15 protein-coding genes are annotated in these 17,272 nt (G+C 62.0%); 6 read left to right on the top strand and 9 right to left on the bottom strand.

Features of this window, described 5'->3' with window-relative positions:
- Window positions 1-49: 49 nt before the first annotated feature.
- Window positions 50-1,633: an FMN-binding glutamate synthase family protein gene (locus tag JL474_RS03590; RefSeq protein ID WP_407944045.1), complete on the bottom strand. Its 1,584-nt coding sequence runs from the start codon at window positions 1,631-1,633 to the stop codon at window positions 50-52.
- Window positions 1,634-1,992: 359 nt separating this feature from the next.
- On the opposite strand from JL474_RS03590, the gene JL474_RS03595 reads away from it, so the two are divergent.
- The 5 genes from JL474_RS03595 (at window position 1,993) to JL474_RS03615 (ending at window position 5,267) form a co-directional block, all read left to right on the top strand.
- On the top strand, window positions 1,993-2,733 hold the full coding sequence (locus JL474_RS03595) for a cation diffusion facilitator family transporter (RefSeq protein WP_203140942.1): 741 nt from the start codon (window positions 1,993-1,995) through the stop codon (window positions 2,731-2,733).
- Between the two features lie 23 nt (window positions 2,734-2,756).
- Window positions 2,757-3,152, top strand: a complete 396-nt coding sequence (locus JL474_RS21755; RefSeq protein WP_203140943.1) for a type 2 periplasmic-binding domain-containing protein — start codon at window positions 2,757-2,759, stop codon at window positions 3,150-3,152.
- The gene (locus JL474_RS03605; protein WP_203140944.1) at window positions 3,149-3,373 is read left to right on the top strand and encodes a LysR substrate-binding domain-containing protein; all 225 of its coding nucleotides are present in this window, start codon (window positions 3,149-3,151) and stop codon (window positions 3,371-3,373) included. The genes JL474_RS21755 and JL474_RS03605 overlap by 4 nt, the downstream gene beginning before the upstream one ends.
- Before the next feature lie 123 nt (window positions 3,374-3,496).
- The gene (locus JL474_RS03610) at window positions 3,497-4,651 is read left to right on the top strand and encodes an alcohol dehydrogenase catalytic domain-containing protein (protein WP_203140945.1); all 1,155 of its coding nucleotides are present in this window, start codon (window positions 3,497-3,499) and stop codon (window positions 4,649-4,651) included.
- 37 nt (window positions 4,652-4,688) lie between these two features.
- The gene (locus JL474_RS03615) at window positions 4,689-5,267 is read left to right on the top strand and encodes a peroxidase-related enzyme (protein WP_328797767.1); all 579 of its coding nucleotides are present in this window, start codon (window positions 4,689-4,691) and stop codon (window positions 5,265-5,267) included.
- Window positions 5,268-5,299: 32 nt separating this feature from the next.
- Here JL474_RS03615 and purU read toward each other — a convergent pair whose 3' ends face one another.
- The 8 genes from purU to JL474_RS03655 all read right to left on the bottom strand — a co-directional run bounded on the left by purU (window position 5,300) and on the right by JL474_RS03655 (window position 15,774).
- Window positions 5,300-6,166 carry a formyltetrahydrofolate deformylase gene (purU, locus tag JL474_RS03620; RefSeq protein ID WP_203140946.1) on the bottom strand — a complete coding sequence of 289 codons (867 nt, stop codon included), beginning with the start codon at window positions 6,164-6,166 and terminating at the stop codon, window positions 5,300-5,302.
- Window positions 6,167-6,284: 118 nt separating this feature from the next.
- Window positions 6,285-7,004 (bottom strand): sarcosine oxidase subunit gamma, encoded by a 720-nt coding sequence (locus tag JL474_RS03625; RefSeq protein WP_123636562.1) that lies wholly within the window; start codon window positions 7,002-7,004, stop codon window positions 6,285-6,287.
- Window positions 6,997-10,017: a sarcosine oxidase subunit alpha gene (locus tag JL474_RS03630; protein WP_203140947.1), complete on the bottom strand. Its 3,021-nt coding sequence runs from the start codon at window positions 10,015-10,017 to the stop codon at window positions 6,997-6,999. Before JL474_RS03630 ends, JL474_RS03625 begins: the two co-directional genes overlap by 8 nt.
- Before the next feature lie 10 nt (window positions 10,018-10,027).
- The gene (locus JL474_RS03635; RefSeq protein ID WP_123636564.1) at window positions 10,028-10,330 is read right to left on the bottom strand and encodes a sarcosine oxidase subunit delta; all 303 of its coding nucleotides are present in this window, start codon (window positions 10,328-10,330) and stop codon (window positions 10,028-10,030) included.
- Window positions 10,331-10,343: 13 nt separating this feature from the next.
- Complete coding sequence (locus tag JL474_RS03640; RefSeq protein ID WP_203140948.1) at window positions 10,344-11,597, bottom strand: sarcosine oxidase subunit beta family protein; 1,254 nt, start codon at window positions 11,595-11,597, stop codon at window positions 10,344-10,346.
- 219 nt (window positions 11,598-11,816) lie between these two features.
- Complete coding sequence (locus tag JL474_RS03645; RefSeq protein ID WP_203140949.1) at window positions 11,817-13,199, bottom strand: L-serine ammonia-lyase; 1,383 nt, start codon at window positions 13,197-13,199, stop codon at window positions 11,817-11,819.
- 84 nt (window positions 13,200-13,283) lie between these two features.
- Window positions 13,284-14,546 carry a serine hydroxymethyltransferase gene (gene glyA / locus JL474_RS03650; RefSeq protein WP_203140950.1) on the bottom strand — a complete coding sequence of 421 codons (1,263 nt, stop codon included), beginning with the start codon at window positions 14,544-14,546 and terminating at the stop codon, window positions 13,284-13,286.
- 196 nt (window positions 14,547-14,742) lie between these two features.
- Window positions 14,743-15,774 (bottom strand): GlxA family transcriptional regulator, encoded by a 1,032-nt coding sequence (locus JL474_RS03655; protein ID WP_203140951.1) that lies wholly within the window; start codon window positions 15,772-15,774, stop codon window positions 14,743-14,745.
- Between the two features lie 144 nt (window positions 15,775-15,918).
- Here JL474_RS03655 and fdhA point away from each other — a divergent pair, with 144 nt between their 5' ends.
- Window positions 15,919-17,118, top strand: a complete 1,200-nt coding sequence (gene fdhA / locus JL474_RS03660) for a formaldehyde dehydrogenase, glutathione-independent (protein ID WP_203140952.1) — start codon at window positions 15,919-15,921, stop codon at window positions 17,116-17,118.
- Window positions 17,119-17,272: the final 154 nt, after the last annotated feature.

The raw sequence follows: 17,272 nt of genomic DNA on the forward strand, positions 1-17,272 counted from the left end.
TCACAAGGCGTGATCGAAAACCGGTCTGCCGCAGGGATCGTGATCGACGCTAGAACCGGCTGGCACTGGCTTTTTCCCAATCCGCGGCGTAGTCGGGTGGTAATGCTCCGGAGAGAAAGTCGCCGGTGGCCACCCGGGGATGCATTTCCCGATACGTACAGGCCGGGCCATATTCGGGGCGGTGATAGATGTGTTCGGGACCGAGCAGGTCCGGCGAGGTCAGCCCCAGGGCTCCGGTTATATCGAGCAGGGACTGGACGGTGGCGTCGTGGAAGTTGCGCACCCTCAAGGCCTTGGATGGCACGTCCAAGGATTTTGAACGGGCCGGGTTCTGAGTCGTTACGCCGGTCGGGCATGTGTCCGTATGGCAACGCTGGGCCTGGATGCAACCGACGGCAAACATGAACGCACGGGCGGCGTTGCACATGTCCGCGCCCAGGGCGAGCTTGGTGACCATGTCGAAGCCCGTTGCGACCTTGCCACTGGCGATCACGACGATGTCATCGCGCTTGCCAATGCCCTTCAGGCAGTTGTCGACGAAGGGCAGGGCTTCGTTGATGTACGTCCCGATGAAATCCTCGAATTCCGCCGGTGCGGCCCCCGTGCCGCCCTCGGCACCGTCAATGGTTATGAAGTCCGGCTGTATCCCTGAGTCCAGCATCGCTTTACAGATGCCCATGAATTCGTCGCGTTTGCCCAGACACAACTTGAAGCCGACCGGTTTGCCGCCGCAGAGCTCCCGCAGGCGCTGCATGAATCGAAGCAGGCCGACGGGGGTATCGAACTCCGGGTGCTGGGCCGGGGAGAGGCAGTCCTTGCCTTCTTCGATTTCCCGGGTCTCGGCGATCTCCCGGTTGACCTTGACCCCGGGAAGCAGTCCGCCGTGGCCGGGTTTGGCGCCCTGGGAGACCTTGATCTCGACCATCTTCACCTGGTCGTCCGAGGCTTTCCGGGCGAACTCGTCGCTGTTGAAACGGCCGTCGCGCGTGCGGCAGCCAAAATAGCCGCTGGCAATTTCCCAGATCAGGTCACCATCGTGCACCTTGTGGTAGGGGCTGATGGCACCTTCGCCGGTATCCTGGGCGAAGTGGCCCAGTTTGGCGCCCTTGTTCATGGCCAGAACGGCGTTGCTGGACAATGAGCCAAAGCTCATGGCGGAAATGTTCAACCGCGAGGAATTATAGGGTTTTGAACACTGCGGCCCGCCTATCATGATTCGCCCGTAGGTTGGATCGACCTGCTTGGGCGCAATGGAATGCTGGGCGAAATCGGCGCCTGCTCCCTCGACATCGCGCCGGGTACCAAACGGCACCGTGTCGCTCTGCCCGTCGGCTCGTTTGTTGACGATATCCCGCTGCTCGCGATTGAACGGGCGACCGCTTTGTTCGGACTCGAAAAAATACTGCCGGAGTTCGGGGCGGACAAATTCCAAGAGGTACCGCAAGTGGCCCAGAATCGGGTAGTTGCGCAGCACATTATGTTTCGAGTGAAGATCGAAAGCGCCGACCACGGCCAGCATGGGGAGTATGGCCCAGGGGATGAGCCCGTATGGATTCCAGATTGAGAGTGCCACCCCAAGCAACAGGGTTGCCGCGACAAACAAGGTGTAGATCAATCTTGGAAAGCCAAGCATGTGCCCCTCAATATGCCTGTAGAAGCTACCAGCATGGATCATCCGGCGGTTGTCTAACAAATTCTCAGACGTTAAGGGACATGACGATAAATTCATCCCACCTCTGAGCGGCCCGGCGGCGGGCGTGGTGCCGGCGCGATGGGCTACATTCGGGCGTGGAGGTTCCAGTGTATCCCGTGTGAGCGGATCCGTACGCCGCCCACCAAGCATGAGGCGGATTAATGCGGCTTTTCTGATCATTACATCGGCGAGGCTATGGAGACTTCCGGCCTCGCCGGCACCGCAGCGTTTTCGCTTGACCCTGTAACGACTACAACCTTTATTGTTGTAAACAATGTGTATCGGACCAGGGTGTTTGGATGGATAGCTGTTGCGAGAACAAAGCAGGAGAACTGGCTGAACTGAAAGGGCGGCAGGGACGAGTGCTCTACATCGTTCTCGCCATCAACACGGCCATGTTTCTGTTCGAGTTTTTTGGCGGTTTATGGGTCGGATCCACCGCGCTGCTTGCGGACTCGCTGGATATGTTCGGCGATGCCACCGTCTACGCGTTGACCTTGTACGCCCTGCATCGCAGCGCCCGCACCCGCGCCGGCGCTGCGATGGTGAAAGGCATCTTCATGCTGCTGTTCGGCGTCATGGTTATTATCGAAGCCATCAACAAGAGCCTGCTCGGGATCGTCCCCCAAGCTGAGTGGATGGGCGCGATCGCTCTCGTTGCACTGGTCGCCAACACGGCCTGCTTCCTCTTGCTGAATGCACACCGCAGCGACGACCTGAACATGCGCTCGACCTGGCTGTGCTCACGAAACGACCTTGTCGCTAACACCAGTGTGATCGCGGCAGCTGTACTTGTCTTTTACACGGACTCCCTGTGGCCGGACGTGATCGTAGGCCTGGCGATTGCTGCACTGTTCCTGCATTCCGCCTGGAAGGTACTTACGGAAGCCTGGCAGGAATGGAATGCGTCCGGTCCGGACGGTGATACGGCGCGGACCGGAGGCGTTCAAACAAGGGGAGAATGGGCGGCAGGCGAAGCCGACGAGACCGTTTCGAATCCCGGGCCCGATGACTGTTGCGGTGAAAAGCATCGGCTCTAAGTCACGTCGGCGCACGCCCAGCCATGTTGCCGCGGCCTTATTCTTCATCAATCCTTTTTAACCGGACCGGCGAGGTAAACGTTGTCGGTGACCGGCTCATACCAATCGACGGGCTTGCCATCCAGCGCTTCCTGAACGGCCACGTGCTGCATGGCGGTTTTGTCCGTCGCGCCTTGCCAGTGGCGACGTCCGCAATGACACCGGATGATATCGCTGTGCCGATTGCCCCGCGCATGCGTCTGGTGACCGTCGCATCTCCAGAATATCTCGCGCGCTATTCCATCCCCCAGCGACCCGAGGAACTGACCAGCCACCGCTGCATCAACCTCAGGCTGCCGACTCGTGGCGGGCTGTATCCGTGGGAATTCGGCAGCGGCGACAATGAGTTTCGGGTGCGCGTCAGTGGCCCCTCATCATGAACAGCGTGCTTCAGATCCTCCAGGCCAGCCTGGAAGGCATCGGACTGGTCCAGTTGCCCGATAACCTGGTGCAGGAATATCTGGACCGAGGCGAATTGCAGGAAGTCCTGGCCGAGTGGTCCGAACCGTTCGAGGGCTACCATCTTTATTACCCAAGCCGACGCCAGCAAACGGCCGCGTTCCGCGTCGTGCTTGAGGCGCTGCGGTACCGGGGCGATTAGCTTCTGATCAGGGTGAAGGATAGCCGCAATGGTCTAATGCCGTAGGCGCTCCCTGCAGGGTTTGCTAAGGTCTGAAGACAGTACAAGGTCACATACCCATCCAGCGACCAAAGGTGCCCAACGATGAGCAAGCCCACGATTCCGGAAACGATGAAAGCCATGGTGCTCACAGGCCACGGCGACGTGGACAAGCTGGTTTACCAGGACATGGACACGCCCAAACCCGAGCGGGGGCAGGTCCTGGTGAAGGTGACGGCGACCGCCAAGAACAACACGGATCGCAAGGCCCGGGAAGGTTTGTATCCGACCAGGGATAAGGGCGATGTGACGTCCTTTGCCATGGGAGGCGAGCCGACCCTGACCTTTCCGCGAATTCAGGGGGCGGATGTGGTCGGTCGGGTCGTGGCGGTCGGTGAGGGCGTCGATGAATCGCGACTTGGCGAGCGGAGCTTGTTGGACTTCAACATCTACGCCGACGATCGTCGGGATATCAACCTGACGCCGGACTACTACGGTCACGGCGCCGACGGCGGCTACGCGGAATACATCGCGGTGCCTTCCGATCAATTCCACCACATTCCCAACCCGGATCTGGCGGATGCCGAGCTGGCATCCATGGGTATGTGCTCTTACCAGACGGCTTATCACATGATGACCTCCGCCCGCGTCAAAGCGGGGGAACGCGTTCTGGTCACCGGGGCCAGCGGTGGCGTGGGCACGGCCCTGATACAGCTCTGCCGGATTGTTGGTGCCGTACCCTATGCCTTGAGTCAGCAAAGCAAAGCCGACGAACTGAAAGCCCTGGGTGCCGAGGCGGTGCTGGACCGCTCGGACATGAGTCAGTTCGAGGAACAGGTCAAAGCGGTGACCGGCGGCGCGCCACTGGATGCCGTGATGGATCTGGCGGGCGGTGAGATGACCAATCATTTCATCGACGCCATGATTTTCGACATGAACTCGCGCCAGGATTATCCGAGGCTGAGCATTGCCGGTGCCAGCGCCGATAACGTCACGGAAATCATGTGGACACGAATCTACCTCTATCAGGTCCAGATCTTCGGCGTGTCCCACGGCACTCGCGAGGAAGCGGCGCAGTTGATGGACTGGATCCGCGGCGGGCAGCTCCAGCCGGTGCTGCATGCCGCCTTCAAATTATCGGACCTGCACGACGCGGAGCGCTATTTCGTCAATCGGGGGAGCGGCTACCTCGGTAAGATCGTGATCGTGCCGGATTCCGAGTGGGCCGAACATGGTCAACCGTTTGCACTGGCTCACTGAGACCCTGTATCGATTCGTCCACCCGATGGAGAGCAATGTGGAACACACAACCAACAAGAACATCAGCCGTTTCCCCGTACCTGAACTCGAAACACTGCCTGACGATATCCGGGAACGTATCGAGGCTGTTCAAGAGAAGTCGGGGTTCATTCCCAACGTGTTCCTGGCCCTGGCACACCGCCCGGACGAGTTTCGCGCGTTCTTTGCCTATCACGATGCCCTGATGGAAAAGCCGGGTAACCTGACCAAGGCGGAAAGGGAAATGATCGTCGTTGCCACCAGCAGCGCCAATGAATGCCAGTACTGCGTGATCGCCCACGGCGCTATTCTCCGGGTGCGGGCGAAGAACCCGTTGATCGCCGACCAGGTGGCCACCAACTACCGCAAGGCAGACATCACCGATCGCCAGAAGGCGATGCTGGATTTCGCCATGAAGGTGTCCCGCAATGCCCAGCAGGTCGACGAGAGCGATTTCGAGACGCTGAAAGCGCATGGATTTACCGAAGATGACATCTGGGATATTTCAGGTATCTCGGCCTTCTTCGGGATGTCCAATCGCATCGCCAATGTCAGCAACATGCGCCCGAACGAGGCGTTCTATTCGTTCGGGCGTTGACCGTCTGGGCGCGCCAGCCCGGGCGAACGTGCTCAATCGGGGAAGACCACGGTCCGGTTGCCGTGAAGGAATACCCGCTTTTCGATGTGGTAGCGCACGGCCCGGGCCAGGGTCTGACTCTCGATGTCCTGGCCCTTGGCCACCAGATCCTCCGGGTAGTGCCCGTGATCCACGGACTGCACGCCCTGGGTGATGATGGGGCCCTCGTCGAGGTCGTCGTTCACGTAGTGCGCGGTCGCGCCTACCAATTTCACGCCTTTCTCCCAGGCCTGGTGATACGGCTTGGCCCCCTTGAATCCCGGTAACAGGGAGTGGTGGATGTTGATGGCACGCCCATCCAGCCTGGCGGCCAGTTCCGGCGACAGGACCTGCATATAGCGGGCAAGTACGACCAGTTCGCAGTCGTGATCCTCAACCAGTTGCCAGAGCTCAGCCTCCTGTCGGGGTTTGGTGTCCGGCGTGATGGGCAGGTGAAAATAGGGGATACCGTGCCAGTCTGCCAAGGGCTTGAGATCCGGGTGGTTGGAGATGATCAGGGGGATGTCCATCGCCAGTTCGCCCTTGCGGTAGCGGTAAAGCAGGTCGTTGAGACAGTGATCGTATTTCGAGACCAGGATCGCCACGCGCGGGCGATGATCCGGTGCTTTCAGCTCCCATTGCATGTCGAAAGCCGCGGCCCGGTCCTCGAACACCTGACAAAAGCGATCCAGCGACTGCTGGCCGCCGAGCGGGCGGAGTTCGACGCGAATGCTGAAGCTTTCCGTCGCACGATCGTCGAAGGAATTCATCGCAAAGACATAGTTCTCGGTCTCGGCGAGGCTACGGGTCACCACATCGACGGTGCCCAGTCGGCTGGGGCACTGGGCCGTGAGTATCCAGAGATCTTCATGTGCGGTCATGGCGTTGATACCTTCCGGTTTTCTTCAGCAAGCCGTTGTTGTCAGCAAACCATTCACCCGGAGTCCGGCTATCTGGCGCCGCCTCCGGGTGGACGGGGTCGGTTTTCGAACCCCCGATCTACACGGTGCTGGCGTCGGCTTTCTGGCTGGCCTGGCCCCTGACGGCGGTGAGCAGTGGTCCAACATGCACCCCGTATTCACCCGCGGCATCCAGCAGCCAGCGCCAGATGTAGTCGGCGAAGCTGCGACGCACGACAAGCTCCCAGTCGCTGTCGCCCAGGCGCCGTAACGTCGCCTGGGTCTTGCCCAGGACCGTCGTCACGATCTTGCCTACGGGGAAATTACGGTCATGGACGTCGTAGGGACAGCTTTTCATCAGGACCGACCGGGCTTCGGCACCCGACAGGCGGACGATGGACTGCCCGCCGCCGACATTGATGATGGCGTAGTGACCGTCCAGGTGATTGCGAAGGTGGCTTTCCATCGTAAAGGCCTGGTCACCGGGACCCACCAGCAGCCATTCGTCCGGCGTGATCCAGCTCAGCGACCAGTCGCCTTTGGACTGGCTTTGCAGCGCCTCAGGCAGGTCCAGGCCGGTCGCCGCCTTAACCCCGTCCCGGAAGCCGGCGGACTCGGCGTTACCCCGGAGCACCAGATGGGTTTTGAGCGCCTCTTCCCAGATGAAAACGCGCGCGTTCGCGGAAGCCTGACCGGTCTGGGCGCGGGCCACGTGATGGAGCGGGCTGCGGGCCGGTACCGTGCTGTCCGGTTGCTGATCCATCAAAGCGACGCCCGGCGTAACGGCTGTGTCGACAGCCGTGTTGGTGACTTCAGACATTTTGACGCTCTCCTTTCGGGTCCAGGAAGATCGTGCCGCAGATTTCCGCCTCGACGACGCGGCCGTTTTCCAGTGGGTAGTAGACGATATCGCCTTCACGGTTGTGACCGTTGCGGATCACACCCATCGCGATCGAACGCTTCAGGTTGGCGCTGTAGTAGCTGGACGTGATGTGGCCCAGCATCCGCATCGGCTTCGGCTGGTTCGGGTCGTCCACGGCCTGGGCACCTTCCGGCAGCACGATGCCCGGGTCGAGGGTCTTCAGGCCGACCAACTGCTTGCGATCGGTCCGTACACAGTCTTCCCGCTTCATGCCGCGCTTGCCGATAAAGCTGAACGGCTTGTCTTCCTTCACGGCCCAGCTCATGCCCAGGTCGTAGGGATGCACCGAACCGTCGGTGTCCTGTCCGGCGATGATGAAGCCTTTTTCGGCCCGCAGGATGTGCATCGTCTCGGTGCCATAGGGCGTGAGGTCATACTTGGCGCCGTGTTCAAAGAGCTTTTCCCAGACGTGCAGGCCGTAATGTGCCTGGACATTGATTTCGTAGGACAGCTCACCGGTGAACGAGATGCGGAAGACCCGAGCCGGCACGCCCGCGACGGTGCCCTGGCGCCAGTCCATGAACTTGAAGGTATCCCGGTCGAGGTCTATGTCATCGGTCAGTTCCGCCAGCAGCTTGCGTGCGTTCGGTCCGGCGATGGTCATCGTGGCCCAGTGATCGGTGACGGTGTTCATGTAGACTTCCAGCTCCGGCCACTCGGTCTGGTGATAGAGCTCCAGCCATTCCAGAACACCGGCCGCACCGCCGGTGGTGGTGGTCATCAGGAAGTGGTTCTCACCGAGGCACGATGTGACCCCGTCATCGAACACCATGCCGTCCTCATGGCACATGAGGCCGTAACGGCATTTGCCGACGGCGAGCTTGGCCCAGGCGTTGGTGTAGACCCGGCCGAGGAACTCACGGGCGTCTTTGCCCTGTATGTCGATCTTGCCTAACGTTGAGGCATCGAGAATGCCGATGCTGTTGCGGGTGGCCAGGCACTCCCGGTTCAGCGCCTGCTGCATGGTTTCACCCGGCTTCGGGTAATACCACGGGCGTTTCCACTGGCCGACATCCTCGAACTTGGCACCGTGCTTGACGTGCCACTCGTGCATGGCGGTGTAGCGCTTCGGATCAAACAGGTCGTCCACATGCCGTCCGACGATGGCGCCGAAGGTTACCGGTGTGTAGTTCGGACGGAAAATGGTGGTGCCGGTTTGCGGAATCGTCTGGTTCAGCGACTTGGCGGCAATCGCCATGCCGTTGATGTTGCCCAGCTTGCCCTGATCCGTACCGAAGCCCATCGCGGTGTAGCGCTTGACGTGCTCAATGGATTCGAAGCCTTCCCGGGTGGCCAGCTCGATGGCGGCAGCGGTCACGTCGGTCTGGAAGTCCACGAACTGTTTGGGCGCACGGCTGTTGCGCTTGTGGTGTGGCACGCAGAACAGCGCCATCGGTCGTGTTTCCGGGCGGGTTTCCGCCGCAGGCACGGCTGCAGGCTCCGCGGTAAAGCCGGCATTGGTGGCCGCCAGGGCCCCGAGGCTGGCGCCTTCTTCCAGGCATTCGTTGAGGCCGAAGTGGCCAGCTACGGCACCTGCCACCAGCTGTTTCTGGACGGTTTTGCCCGGGACGAAGCCGATCACGTCATCGTCCCAGATCGGACGGCTGCCGGTATGGCAGGACAGATGCACGGCCGGGCTCCAGCCACCGGAGGTGGCGATGGTGTCGCATACCAGCACCTGATCGCTGCCGAGGGCCTGACTGCCGTCGGCACTGAGTCCGCTGACGACCGCGCCCTGAACATGCTTGCGTCCCCGGGCCTCAATCACGGCATGGCCGGTCAGGACCTTGATGCCGCGCCGGCGGGCTTCCGCTTGCCAGGCTCCGGCGGCGCCCTGGCGGGTATCGACGATCGCCACCACCTCACGCCCGGCATCCTGCCAGTCGAAGGCGGTCCGGTAGGCATTGTCGTTCGTGGTCATCAGCACCAGCCGTTGGCCCGGAACCACGGCGTAGCGGTTGATGTAGGTCGATACGGCCGACGCGAGCATGCAGCCCGGCAGATCGTTGTTGCCATACACCAGCGGCCGCTCGTGGGCGCCGGTGGCCAGGACGACCCACTGGGCGCGCACCCGATGCAGACGCTGCCGGGATTGGCCGGCCGGCGCGCGATCGCTGAGGTGATCGGTGCGCCGCTCATGGATCGTCAGGAAGTTGTGATCGTGATAGCCGTTGACGGTGGAGCGGGGCAGCAGCAAAACGTTGTCGTAGCTGGCCAGCTCTTCCAGTGTGGCCTTCAGCCATTTCGCAGCGGGCTGGCCGTCCAGGGTATCGCCGCCATCCAGCAGCGAGCCACCCATTTCAGCCTGCTCGTCGGCGAGAATGACCCGCGCGCCGGAACGGGCCGCCGAAAGGGCAGCCGCAAGGCCGGCCGGACCGGCGCCGACGACCAGGACGTCTGTGTGCTGGTTCAGGTGGTCGTAGATGTCCGCATCCGGCTCGCGGGGGGAGCGCCCCAGGCCGGCGGCCTTGCGGATGTATTTCTCATAGGTGTCCCAGGCGGCCTGCGGGAACATAAAGGTCTTGTAGTAGAAGCCCGGCGGCAGCATCCGCCCCAGGATCGTCCCCATGACCCCCATGAAGTCGAACTTGAGGTTCGGCCACCCGCTGGTGGGCTGGCTGACCAGCCCTTCAAACAGTTCCTGCTGTGTGGCCCGAACGTTGGGGGTTTGGGTCGCTTCGGTGGCGCCGATCTGGAAAACCGCATTCGGTTCCTCGGCTCCGGCGGCCACAATGCCGCGCGGGCGGCTGTACTTGAAACTGCGACCGATGACGTCGACTCCGTTAGCCAGCAGTGCGGAGGCCAGGGAGTCGCCGGCAAAGCCCTGATAGGTCTGCCCATTGAACTGGAAGGTCAGCGGGCGGCTGCGGTCGATACGGCCGCCGCGCGGGAGACGGTTGGATTGGGTCATGGTTCGCCTCTCAGGACTGCAGTTGTTCGGTGGATTGGGACAGGTTCGGCGACTCGCCGATCCGGTAGGTTTCCAGGATCTCGTAGGTCTGGGTGTCGCGCGCGATGTTGAAGAATTTGCGACAGCCTATGGCGTGGACCCAGAGCTCGTGGTACAGGCCGCGGGGATTCGAGCGGAAGTAGAGGAAATTCCCCCATTCCTCGTCGCTGCAGGCATCCGGGTCTTCCGGACGCGCCAGGTGCGCCTGGCCCTTCGCATGAAACTCTTCTTCTTCCCGGTGCTCGCCGCAATAGGGACAGTAGATATAAAACATGGAATGTCCTCCGTTAGTGGGCGACGCCTGCAGCGCCGTGTTCGTCGATCAGCGCACCGTTATGGAAGCGGAACATGGAGAAGGGCTTGGCCAGTTCGTGGGCCTTGCCTTTGGCCAGCGTGCTGGCGAAGACGTGACCGGAGCCGGGGGTTGCCTTGAAGCCGCCGGTCCCCCAGCCGCAGTTGAAGAACAGATTTTCAACCGGCGTATCGGAGATGATCGGGCAAGCATCCGGGCAGGTGTCGACGATGCCGCCCCACTGACGGTTCATGCGCACCCGGCTGAAAATCGGGAACATTTCCACGATGGCCTGGAGTGTATGCTCGATCGTCGGGTAGGACCCGCGCTGGCCGTAGCCGTTGTACCCGTCGATACCGGCCCCGATAACCAGGTCGCCCTTGTCGGACTGGGAAATATAGCCGTGGACGTGATTCGACATGACCACCGTGTCCAGGATCGGACGGATGGGTTCGGACACCAGCGCCTGCAGGGGGTGCGACTCTACCGGCAGCTCGAAACCGGCCATCTTGGCCAGCACGCCGGAGTTACCGGCCACCACGCAGCCGATCCGGTCGCCGCGCAGCACGCCGTGCTGTTTGGTGTCCACGCCGACGGCGGTGCCGTCCTCGGTGATAATGTCGGTCACTTCGCATTGCTGGATCAGATCCACGCCCATGGCGTCGGCGGCGCGGGCAAAGCCCCAGGCCACGGCGTCATGCCGGGCGACACCGGCCCGGGGCTGCCAGGAGGCGCCCAGCACCGGGTAACGCCGGTTCGCGTTGCAGTCCATGATCGGCACGATCTCCTGCACGCCCTGGGTGTCCAGCGCGACACTGTCGATGCCGTTCAGGCGGTTGGCGTTCACCCGGCGCTGGATGTCGCGCATGTCCTGCAGCGTATGGCCTAGATTCAGTACGCCCCGCTGGGAGAACATCAGGTTGTAGTTGAGGTCCTGGGAGAGGCCTTCCCAGAGCTTCATCGCGTGCTCGTAGAGCAGGGCGGCTTCGTCCCACAGGTAGTTGGAACGCACGATGGTGGTGTTCCGTGCGGTGTTGCCGCCGCCCAGGTAGCCCTTTTCAACCACCGCCACATTGGTGATGCCATGTTCCTTGGCGAGGTAATAGGCGGTTGCCAGGCCGTGACCACCACCGCCCACAATAATGACGTCGTACTTGCGCTTGGGTTTGGGGTTACGCCAGACACGCTGCCAGTTTTCGTGGTAGGTCAGGGCGTGTTTCAGCAGCCCGAATCCGGAATATTTCTGCATGACTGGCTCCTAGTAAAGACGGTGGTCAAGTCTGGCTCGCTTATTGGGAATCAGCGCCGGTTCTCTGGGCGGCCGGCCCGCGATGGCGCTGACATGTAGAAATAGTATGTGTGCGTCCGGCGGCCCATCTGCTTGACCGCGACACGACCGTGAGGATTTGCGACAGGGTGGCTGAAGATTTGAGGATGCCGGCCAGGAATGGCCGGCAATGGAGGATGGTCAGCACTCGATGACGTTGACCGCAAGACCGCCGCGGGAGGTTTCCTTGTACTTGTCGAGCATGTCGCGGCCGGTGTCCCGCATGGTGCGGATGACCTTATCGAGTGACACGAAGTGCTCACCGTTTCCGCGCAGCGCCATTACGGCGGCGTTAATGGCCTTGACGGCGCCCACCGCGTTGCGTTCGATGCACGGCACCTGGACCAGTCCCCCGATAGGATCGCAGGTGAGACCGAGGTGATGCTCCATGCCGATCTCTGCGGCGTTCTCGATCTGTCGCGGCGAACCGCCCGTCGCGGCGGCGAGCCCGGCGGCGGCCATGGCGCAGGCGGAGCCGACCTCCCCCTGACAACCCACCTCCGCACCGGAAATGGAGGCGTTTTCCTTGAACAGGATGCCGATGGCCGCGGCGGTCAGCAGGAATCGGATCACGCCGTCTTCGTCGGCTTCCGGGCACCAGTTCCAGTAGTAATGCAACACCGCCGGGATAATGCCGGCGGCGCCGTTGGTCGGCGCCGTCACCATGCGTCCACCGGCCGCGTTTTCTTCATTGACGGCAAGGGCATAGAGGTTGACCCAGTCCATGGCGCTCAGTGAGGGCGAGATGAGATCCTTCCGGTCCGCGGCCATCAGCAGGCTGTGCAGCGAGGCGGCGCGGCGTTTCACTTTGAGGCCACCGGGCAGTGTGCCTTCATTGCGGATGCCGTTCTGGACGCACTCCTGCATGACCTGCCAGATGTGCAGGATGCCTTCCCGGACTTTTGACTCCGACCGCCAGACCTGCTCGTTGGCCATCATCACGTCGGCGATGGAGAGGTTGTGGGTATCGCATTGTTCCAGCAGTTCGGCGCCGGTCTTGAAGCGATAGGGTAAGGGCGTCTGGTCCTCGACGATGCGGTCGGCTCCGGCCGCCTTCTCGTCCACGACAAACCCACCGCCTACCGAATAGTAGGTGCGTTCGCGGATCACGGCGCCCGTGTCGTCAAAGGCGGTGAACCGCATCCCGTTGGGATGATAGGGCAGCGTTTCCTTGCGGTGGTAGGTCAGGTCTTCGGCGTCATTATAGGCAATGCTGTGCTCCCCGTTCAGGCTGAGTCTTCCCTCGCTTAGAATGGTCTCAACCCGGGGCTGGAGCATCTCGGGATCGATCCGGTCGGGACGATGCCCCTCCAGCCCCATCAGGACAGCGGGCCCGGTTCCGTGGCCCTTGCCGGTGGCCCCGAGCGAACCGAATAGCTGGATGTCGACTCGAGCGACGTCGGTGAGCTGGCCACTCTTGGCCAGGCCCCGCACAAAACGTCGCGCGGCAGCCATTGGCCCGACCGTGTGGGAACTGGACGGACCAATGCCGATCTTCAACATATCGAAAAGACTGATAGCCATGGCAACGTCCTTTATGGGTGTATGAAAGGTTGCCGCTCCTATCAGTCTAGACCGATAAGAGCGGCTGATGGTCGCGCAGCGGCGCTAGCGGTACGCCGGGAAATCCCGGCACAGCTGGCTGACTTTTTCGCGCACCTCACTGATGGTCGTGGTGGCATCACCCTGCTGCATGGCGTCCAGGATGTCGGCGATCCAGCCGGCCAGCGCCCGGCAGTCTGTCTCACCCAGGCCGCGCGTGGTGACGACCGGTGAGCCGATACGCAGGCCCGAGGTCACGAACGGCGATTCCGGATCGTTCGGCACCGCATTCTTGTTCACGGTGATGTGAGCGTCGCCCAGTGCCGCGTCGGCGGCCTTGCCGGTCAGCCCCTGTTTGACAAGGCTCAGCAGGAACAGGTGGTTATCCGTTCCGCCGGATACCACGTCGTAGCCGCGCTCAATGAAGACATCGGCCATGGCCTGGGCGTTGATCACCACCTGCTGCTGATAGGCATGGAATTGCGGTTCAGCGGCTTCCTTGAAGGCGACGGCCTTCGCCGCGATCACGTGCATCAGGGGACCGCCCTGACCGGCCGGGAACACCGCCGAGTTGAATTTCTTCTCCAGGTCCGGCTGGCCCTTGCTGAGGATCAGGCCGCCGCGTGGGCCGCGCAGGGTCTTGTGGGTCGTGGTGGTGACCACATGGGCGTGGGGCAGCGGGTCGGGGTAGAAACCGGTGGCCACGAGACCGGCCACATGGGCCATGTCCACCATCAGGTAGGCGCCCACCTCGTCTGCGATCTGGCGGAAGCGGGCCCAGTCAACAACCCGCGAATAGGCCGAGAAACCGGCGACGATCATCCGCGGCTGATGCTCTTTGGCCAGCGCCTCGACCTGGTCGTAGTCGATTTCCCCGGTGGCTTCGTCCAGACCGTACTGGATCGCGTTGTACAGCTTGCCCGAAAAACTCACGTGTGCGCCGTGGGTCAGGTGCCCGCCATGGGCGAGGCTCATGCCGAGGACGGTATCGCCGGCGTTCAACAGGGCCATGTAAACAGCGGCGTTGGCCTGGGAGCCGGAATGTGGCTGGACGTTGGCATAGTCGGCGCCGAACAGGCTCTTGGCCCGATCGATGGCCAGCTGCTCGACGCGATCGACGTGCTCACAGCCGCCGTAGTAGCGCTTGGCAGGGTAGCCTTCGGCGTACTTGTTGGTCAGGCAGGAGCCCTGGGCCTGCATCACCAGCGGACTGGTGTAGTTTTCCGAAGCGATCAGCTCCAGGTGGTCTTCCTGGCGGGCGGCTTCATCCTGCATGGCGGCCCAGAGAGTTTCGTCATAGACATCAATCGTTTGGCTTTTATCGAACATGCGTCCTGAATCCTGTTGTGTGAGTAGGCACCTGATGAGCCAGGCGTGACGTGATTCGAAAATAGTAGGCCTTTGCTGAGGAGCCGATCTGCTCTGGCACGACACGAAGGCAAGGATTTGCGACAGCGCAATCAGGAGAGTGATCAAGTTGCAACTGAAAACGACAGCAGGATGGGGCGAGCGCGAGGGTCCCGGGTCAGTCGTCGCTGTCCCGATCATGATCATGGCGGGCGGCCGTCGGCGCCAGGCCGTAATAATCCCGGAAGCAGTTGCTGAAGTGGCTGCTGCTGACGAAGCCACTGGCCAGGGCGATGTCGAGGATCGTTTTGTTGGTCTGAAGCAACAGGCGTCGGGCGTGGACCAGACGAAGCTCCAGGTAATGGCGGGACGGCGTCGTATCCAGGTGGGTCTGGAACAGGCGTTCCATCTGACGCCGTGAAATCTCGGCGCATTCGGCCAGTTCCGTCAGGGACAGCGGTTCTTCAATGTTGGCCCGCATCAATGCGAGCAGGGTTTGCAGGGCGGCCGGTAAGGTCGGGTCGTCGCCCACGTTCAGTGGCATCGGCCCCACCTGTTCGGCCACCTGGTCGCAGCTCAGTATTTCCCGGACAGCCCGGACGATCTGGGCGTTGTGCAGCATCTGTCCGATCAGTTTCAGCATCATTTCCAGGGTGCTGACCGGGCCGGCGCAGGTGGCGTAGGCGCCGTCAATCACGTACGCATTCGTTGACACGCTGATGGCCGGGAAATGCTCTTTGACGTAGGCATGATTGTCCGGGTGCAGCGCGCACTCCCGACCGTTCAGCAGGCCTGCCTGGGCCAATGCGATGCCACCGTTCCACAGGCCCGCAATCCGGATGCCTTGCTGCTCGGCAGCTTTGAGGGCGTGCAGAAGGCGGGGTGTGACCTCCAGTGGACTCCGATAGCCGCCGCACACCACTAGCATATCCACCTCCTGCGCGTGGATCCGGAAATGATCCAGCGTTGTGCTGGTTGACACTTCAATGCCCAGATCGCTGAGTACCGAACCCGACGTGACCCCGACAGTGATGTGGTCGAACACGGGCTCCGGTGTGACCAGGTTGGCTGTCACCAGGGTGTCCACGGCGGCCGTGAACGCAACCATGGAAAAATGCTCGCGAAGGATAAAGGCGACGCGCAGGGGCGTGTCGATCGACGGTATGCCGGGCGAGGAGGCGGGTGGTGTACCGGACTGTTGGGTGGCCATAGGCGACATTCCATCACGGCAGTTGGAAGGGTGTGTCTGTTGCGCGATCAAAGCTGTCGCATTCAGGCATGAGCCCAATCACAGGAAACCTAGAGTAGGGGAGGAACTCTTCCACCACAACAGCCCTTATAGAAGGAAGATCAAATGACCAACAACGCATCCAACCGTGGCGTCGTCTATCAAGGCCCCGGTCACGTCACCGTCGAATCCATCGCTTTTCCCCAGCTCGCTCTCGGCAACCGCCGCTGCGATCACGGGGTCATCCTGAAGGTACTGACCACCAACATCTGCGGCTCCGACCAGCATATGGTGCGCGGACGCACCACCGCTCCCCAGGGCCTGGTCCTGGGCCATGAGATCACCGGACAGATCGTGGAATGCGGTCGCGATGTGGAGTTCCTCCGCGAGGGGGACATTGTGTCCGTGCCTTTCAACATCGCCTGTGGCCGCTGCCGCAATTGCAAGGAAGGCAAGACCGGCATCTGCCTCAACGTGAATCCGGCCCGCCCCGGCGCCGCCTACGGCTATGTCGACATGGGCGGCTGGGTTGGCGGTCAGGCGGAGTATGTGATGGTGCCGTACGCCGACTTTAACCTGCTCAAGTTCCCCGATCCGGATCAGGCCATGGAGAAGATCAAGGACCTGACGCTGCTTTCGGACATTTTCCCCACCGGATTCCATGGCTGCGTCACCGCGGGCGTGGGGCCGGGCTCCACCGTCTACATTGCCGGCGCCGGTCCGGTGGGACTGGCGGCTGCGGCCAGCGCCCGGCTGCTGGGGGCGGCCTGCGTGATCGTCGGTGACATGATCGATGAGCGACTGGCCCAGGCCCGCAGCTTCGGATGCGAGACGATCGACTTGAAGCAGGACGGCGAGCTGCCGGATATGCTCGAATCGATCGTCGGAGAGCCGGAAGTGGATTGCTTCGTCGACTGCGTGGGTTTCGAGGCGCATGCCTGTGGACACCACCATCATCACGAGCAGCCGGCGACGGTGCTGAATTCGGCCATGCAAGTCACCCGGGCTGGTGGCGAAATCGGCATTCCCGGTCTGTACGTGACGGAAGACCCGGGTGCCGCCGAAGCGGCCGCGCAGCAAGGTTCCCTGAGCATGCGATTCGGCCTGGGTTGGGCAAAATCCCACTCCTTCCACACAGGGCAGTGCCCGGTCATGAAATACCATCGCCAGCTCATGCAGGCCATCCTGTTCGATCGGGTGGCTATCGCCGATGCGGTGAACGTGCAGATGATCAGTCTGGATCAGGCGCCGAAGGGTTACGCCGACTTTGATGGCGGCGCTGCGAAGAAATTCGTGATCGACCCCCATGCTTCGGTCGCGGCCTGACGGCCCGAGGTAAACCGGAAAGAAAGCCCGCCTATCGCGCGGGCTTTTTTATGCCCGGCTGTTGGAGGCAAGCCATACCAGCTTGCGGGCGTTATCAGGAATAGGCGGCGTGTGGTGCGAACCGGTAGCGGCGCGCCAGGGATGATGCTGGCGC

This window comes from Marinobacter mangrovi (assembly GCF_016798325.1).
Lineage (GTDB): Bacteria > Pseudomonadota > Gammaproteobacteria > Pseudomonadales > Oleiphilaceae > Marinobacter_A > Marinobacter_A mangrovi.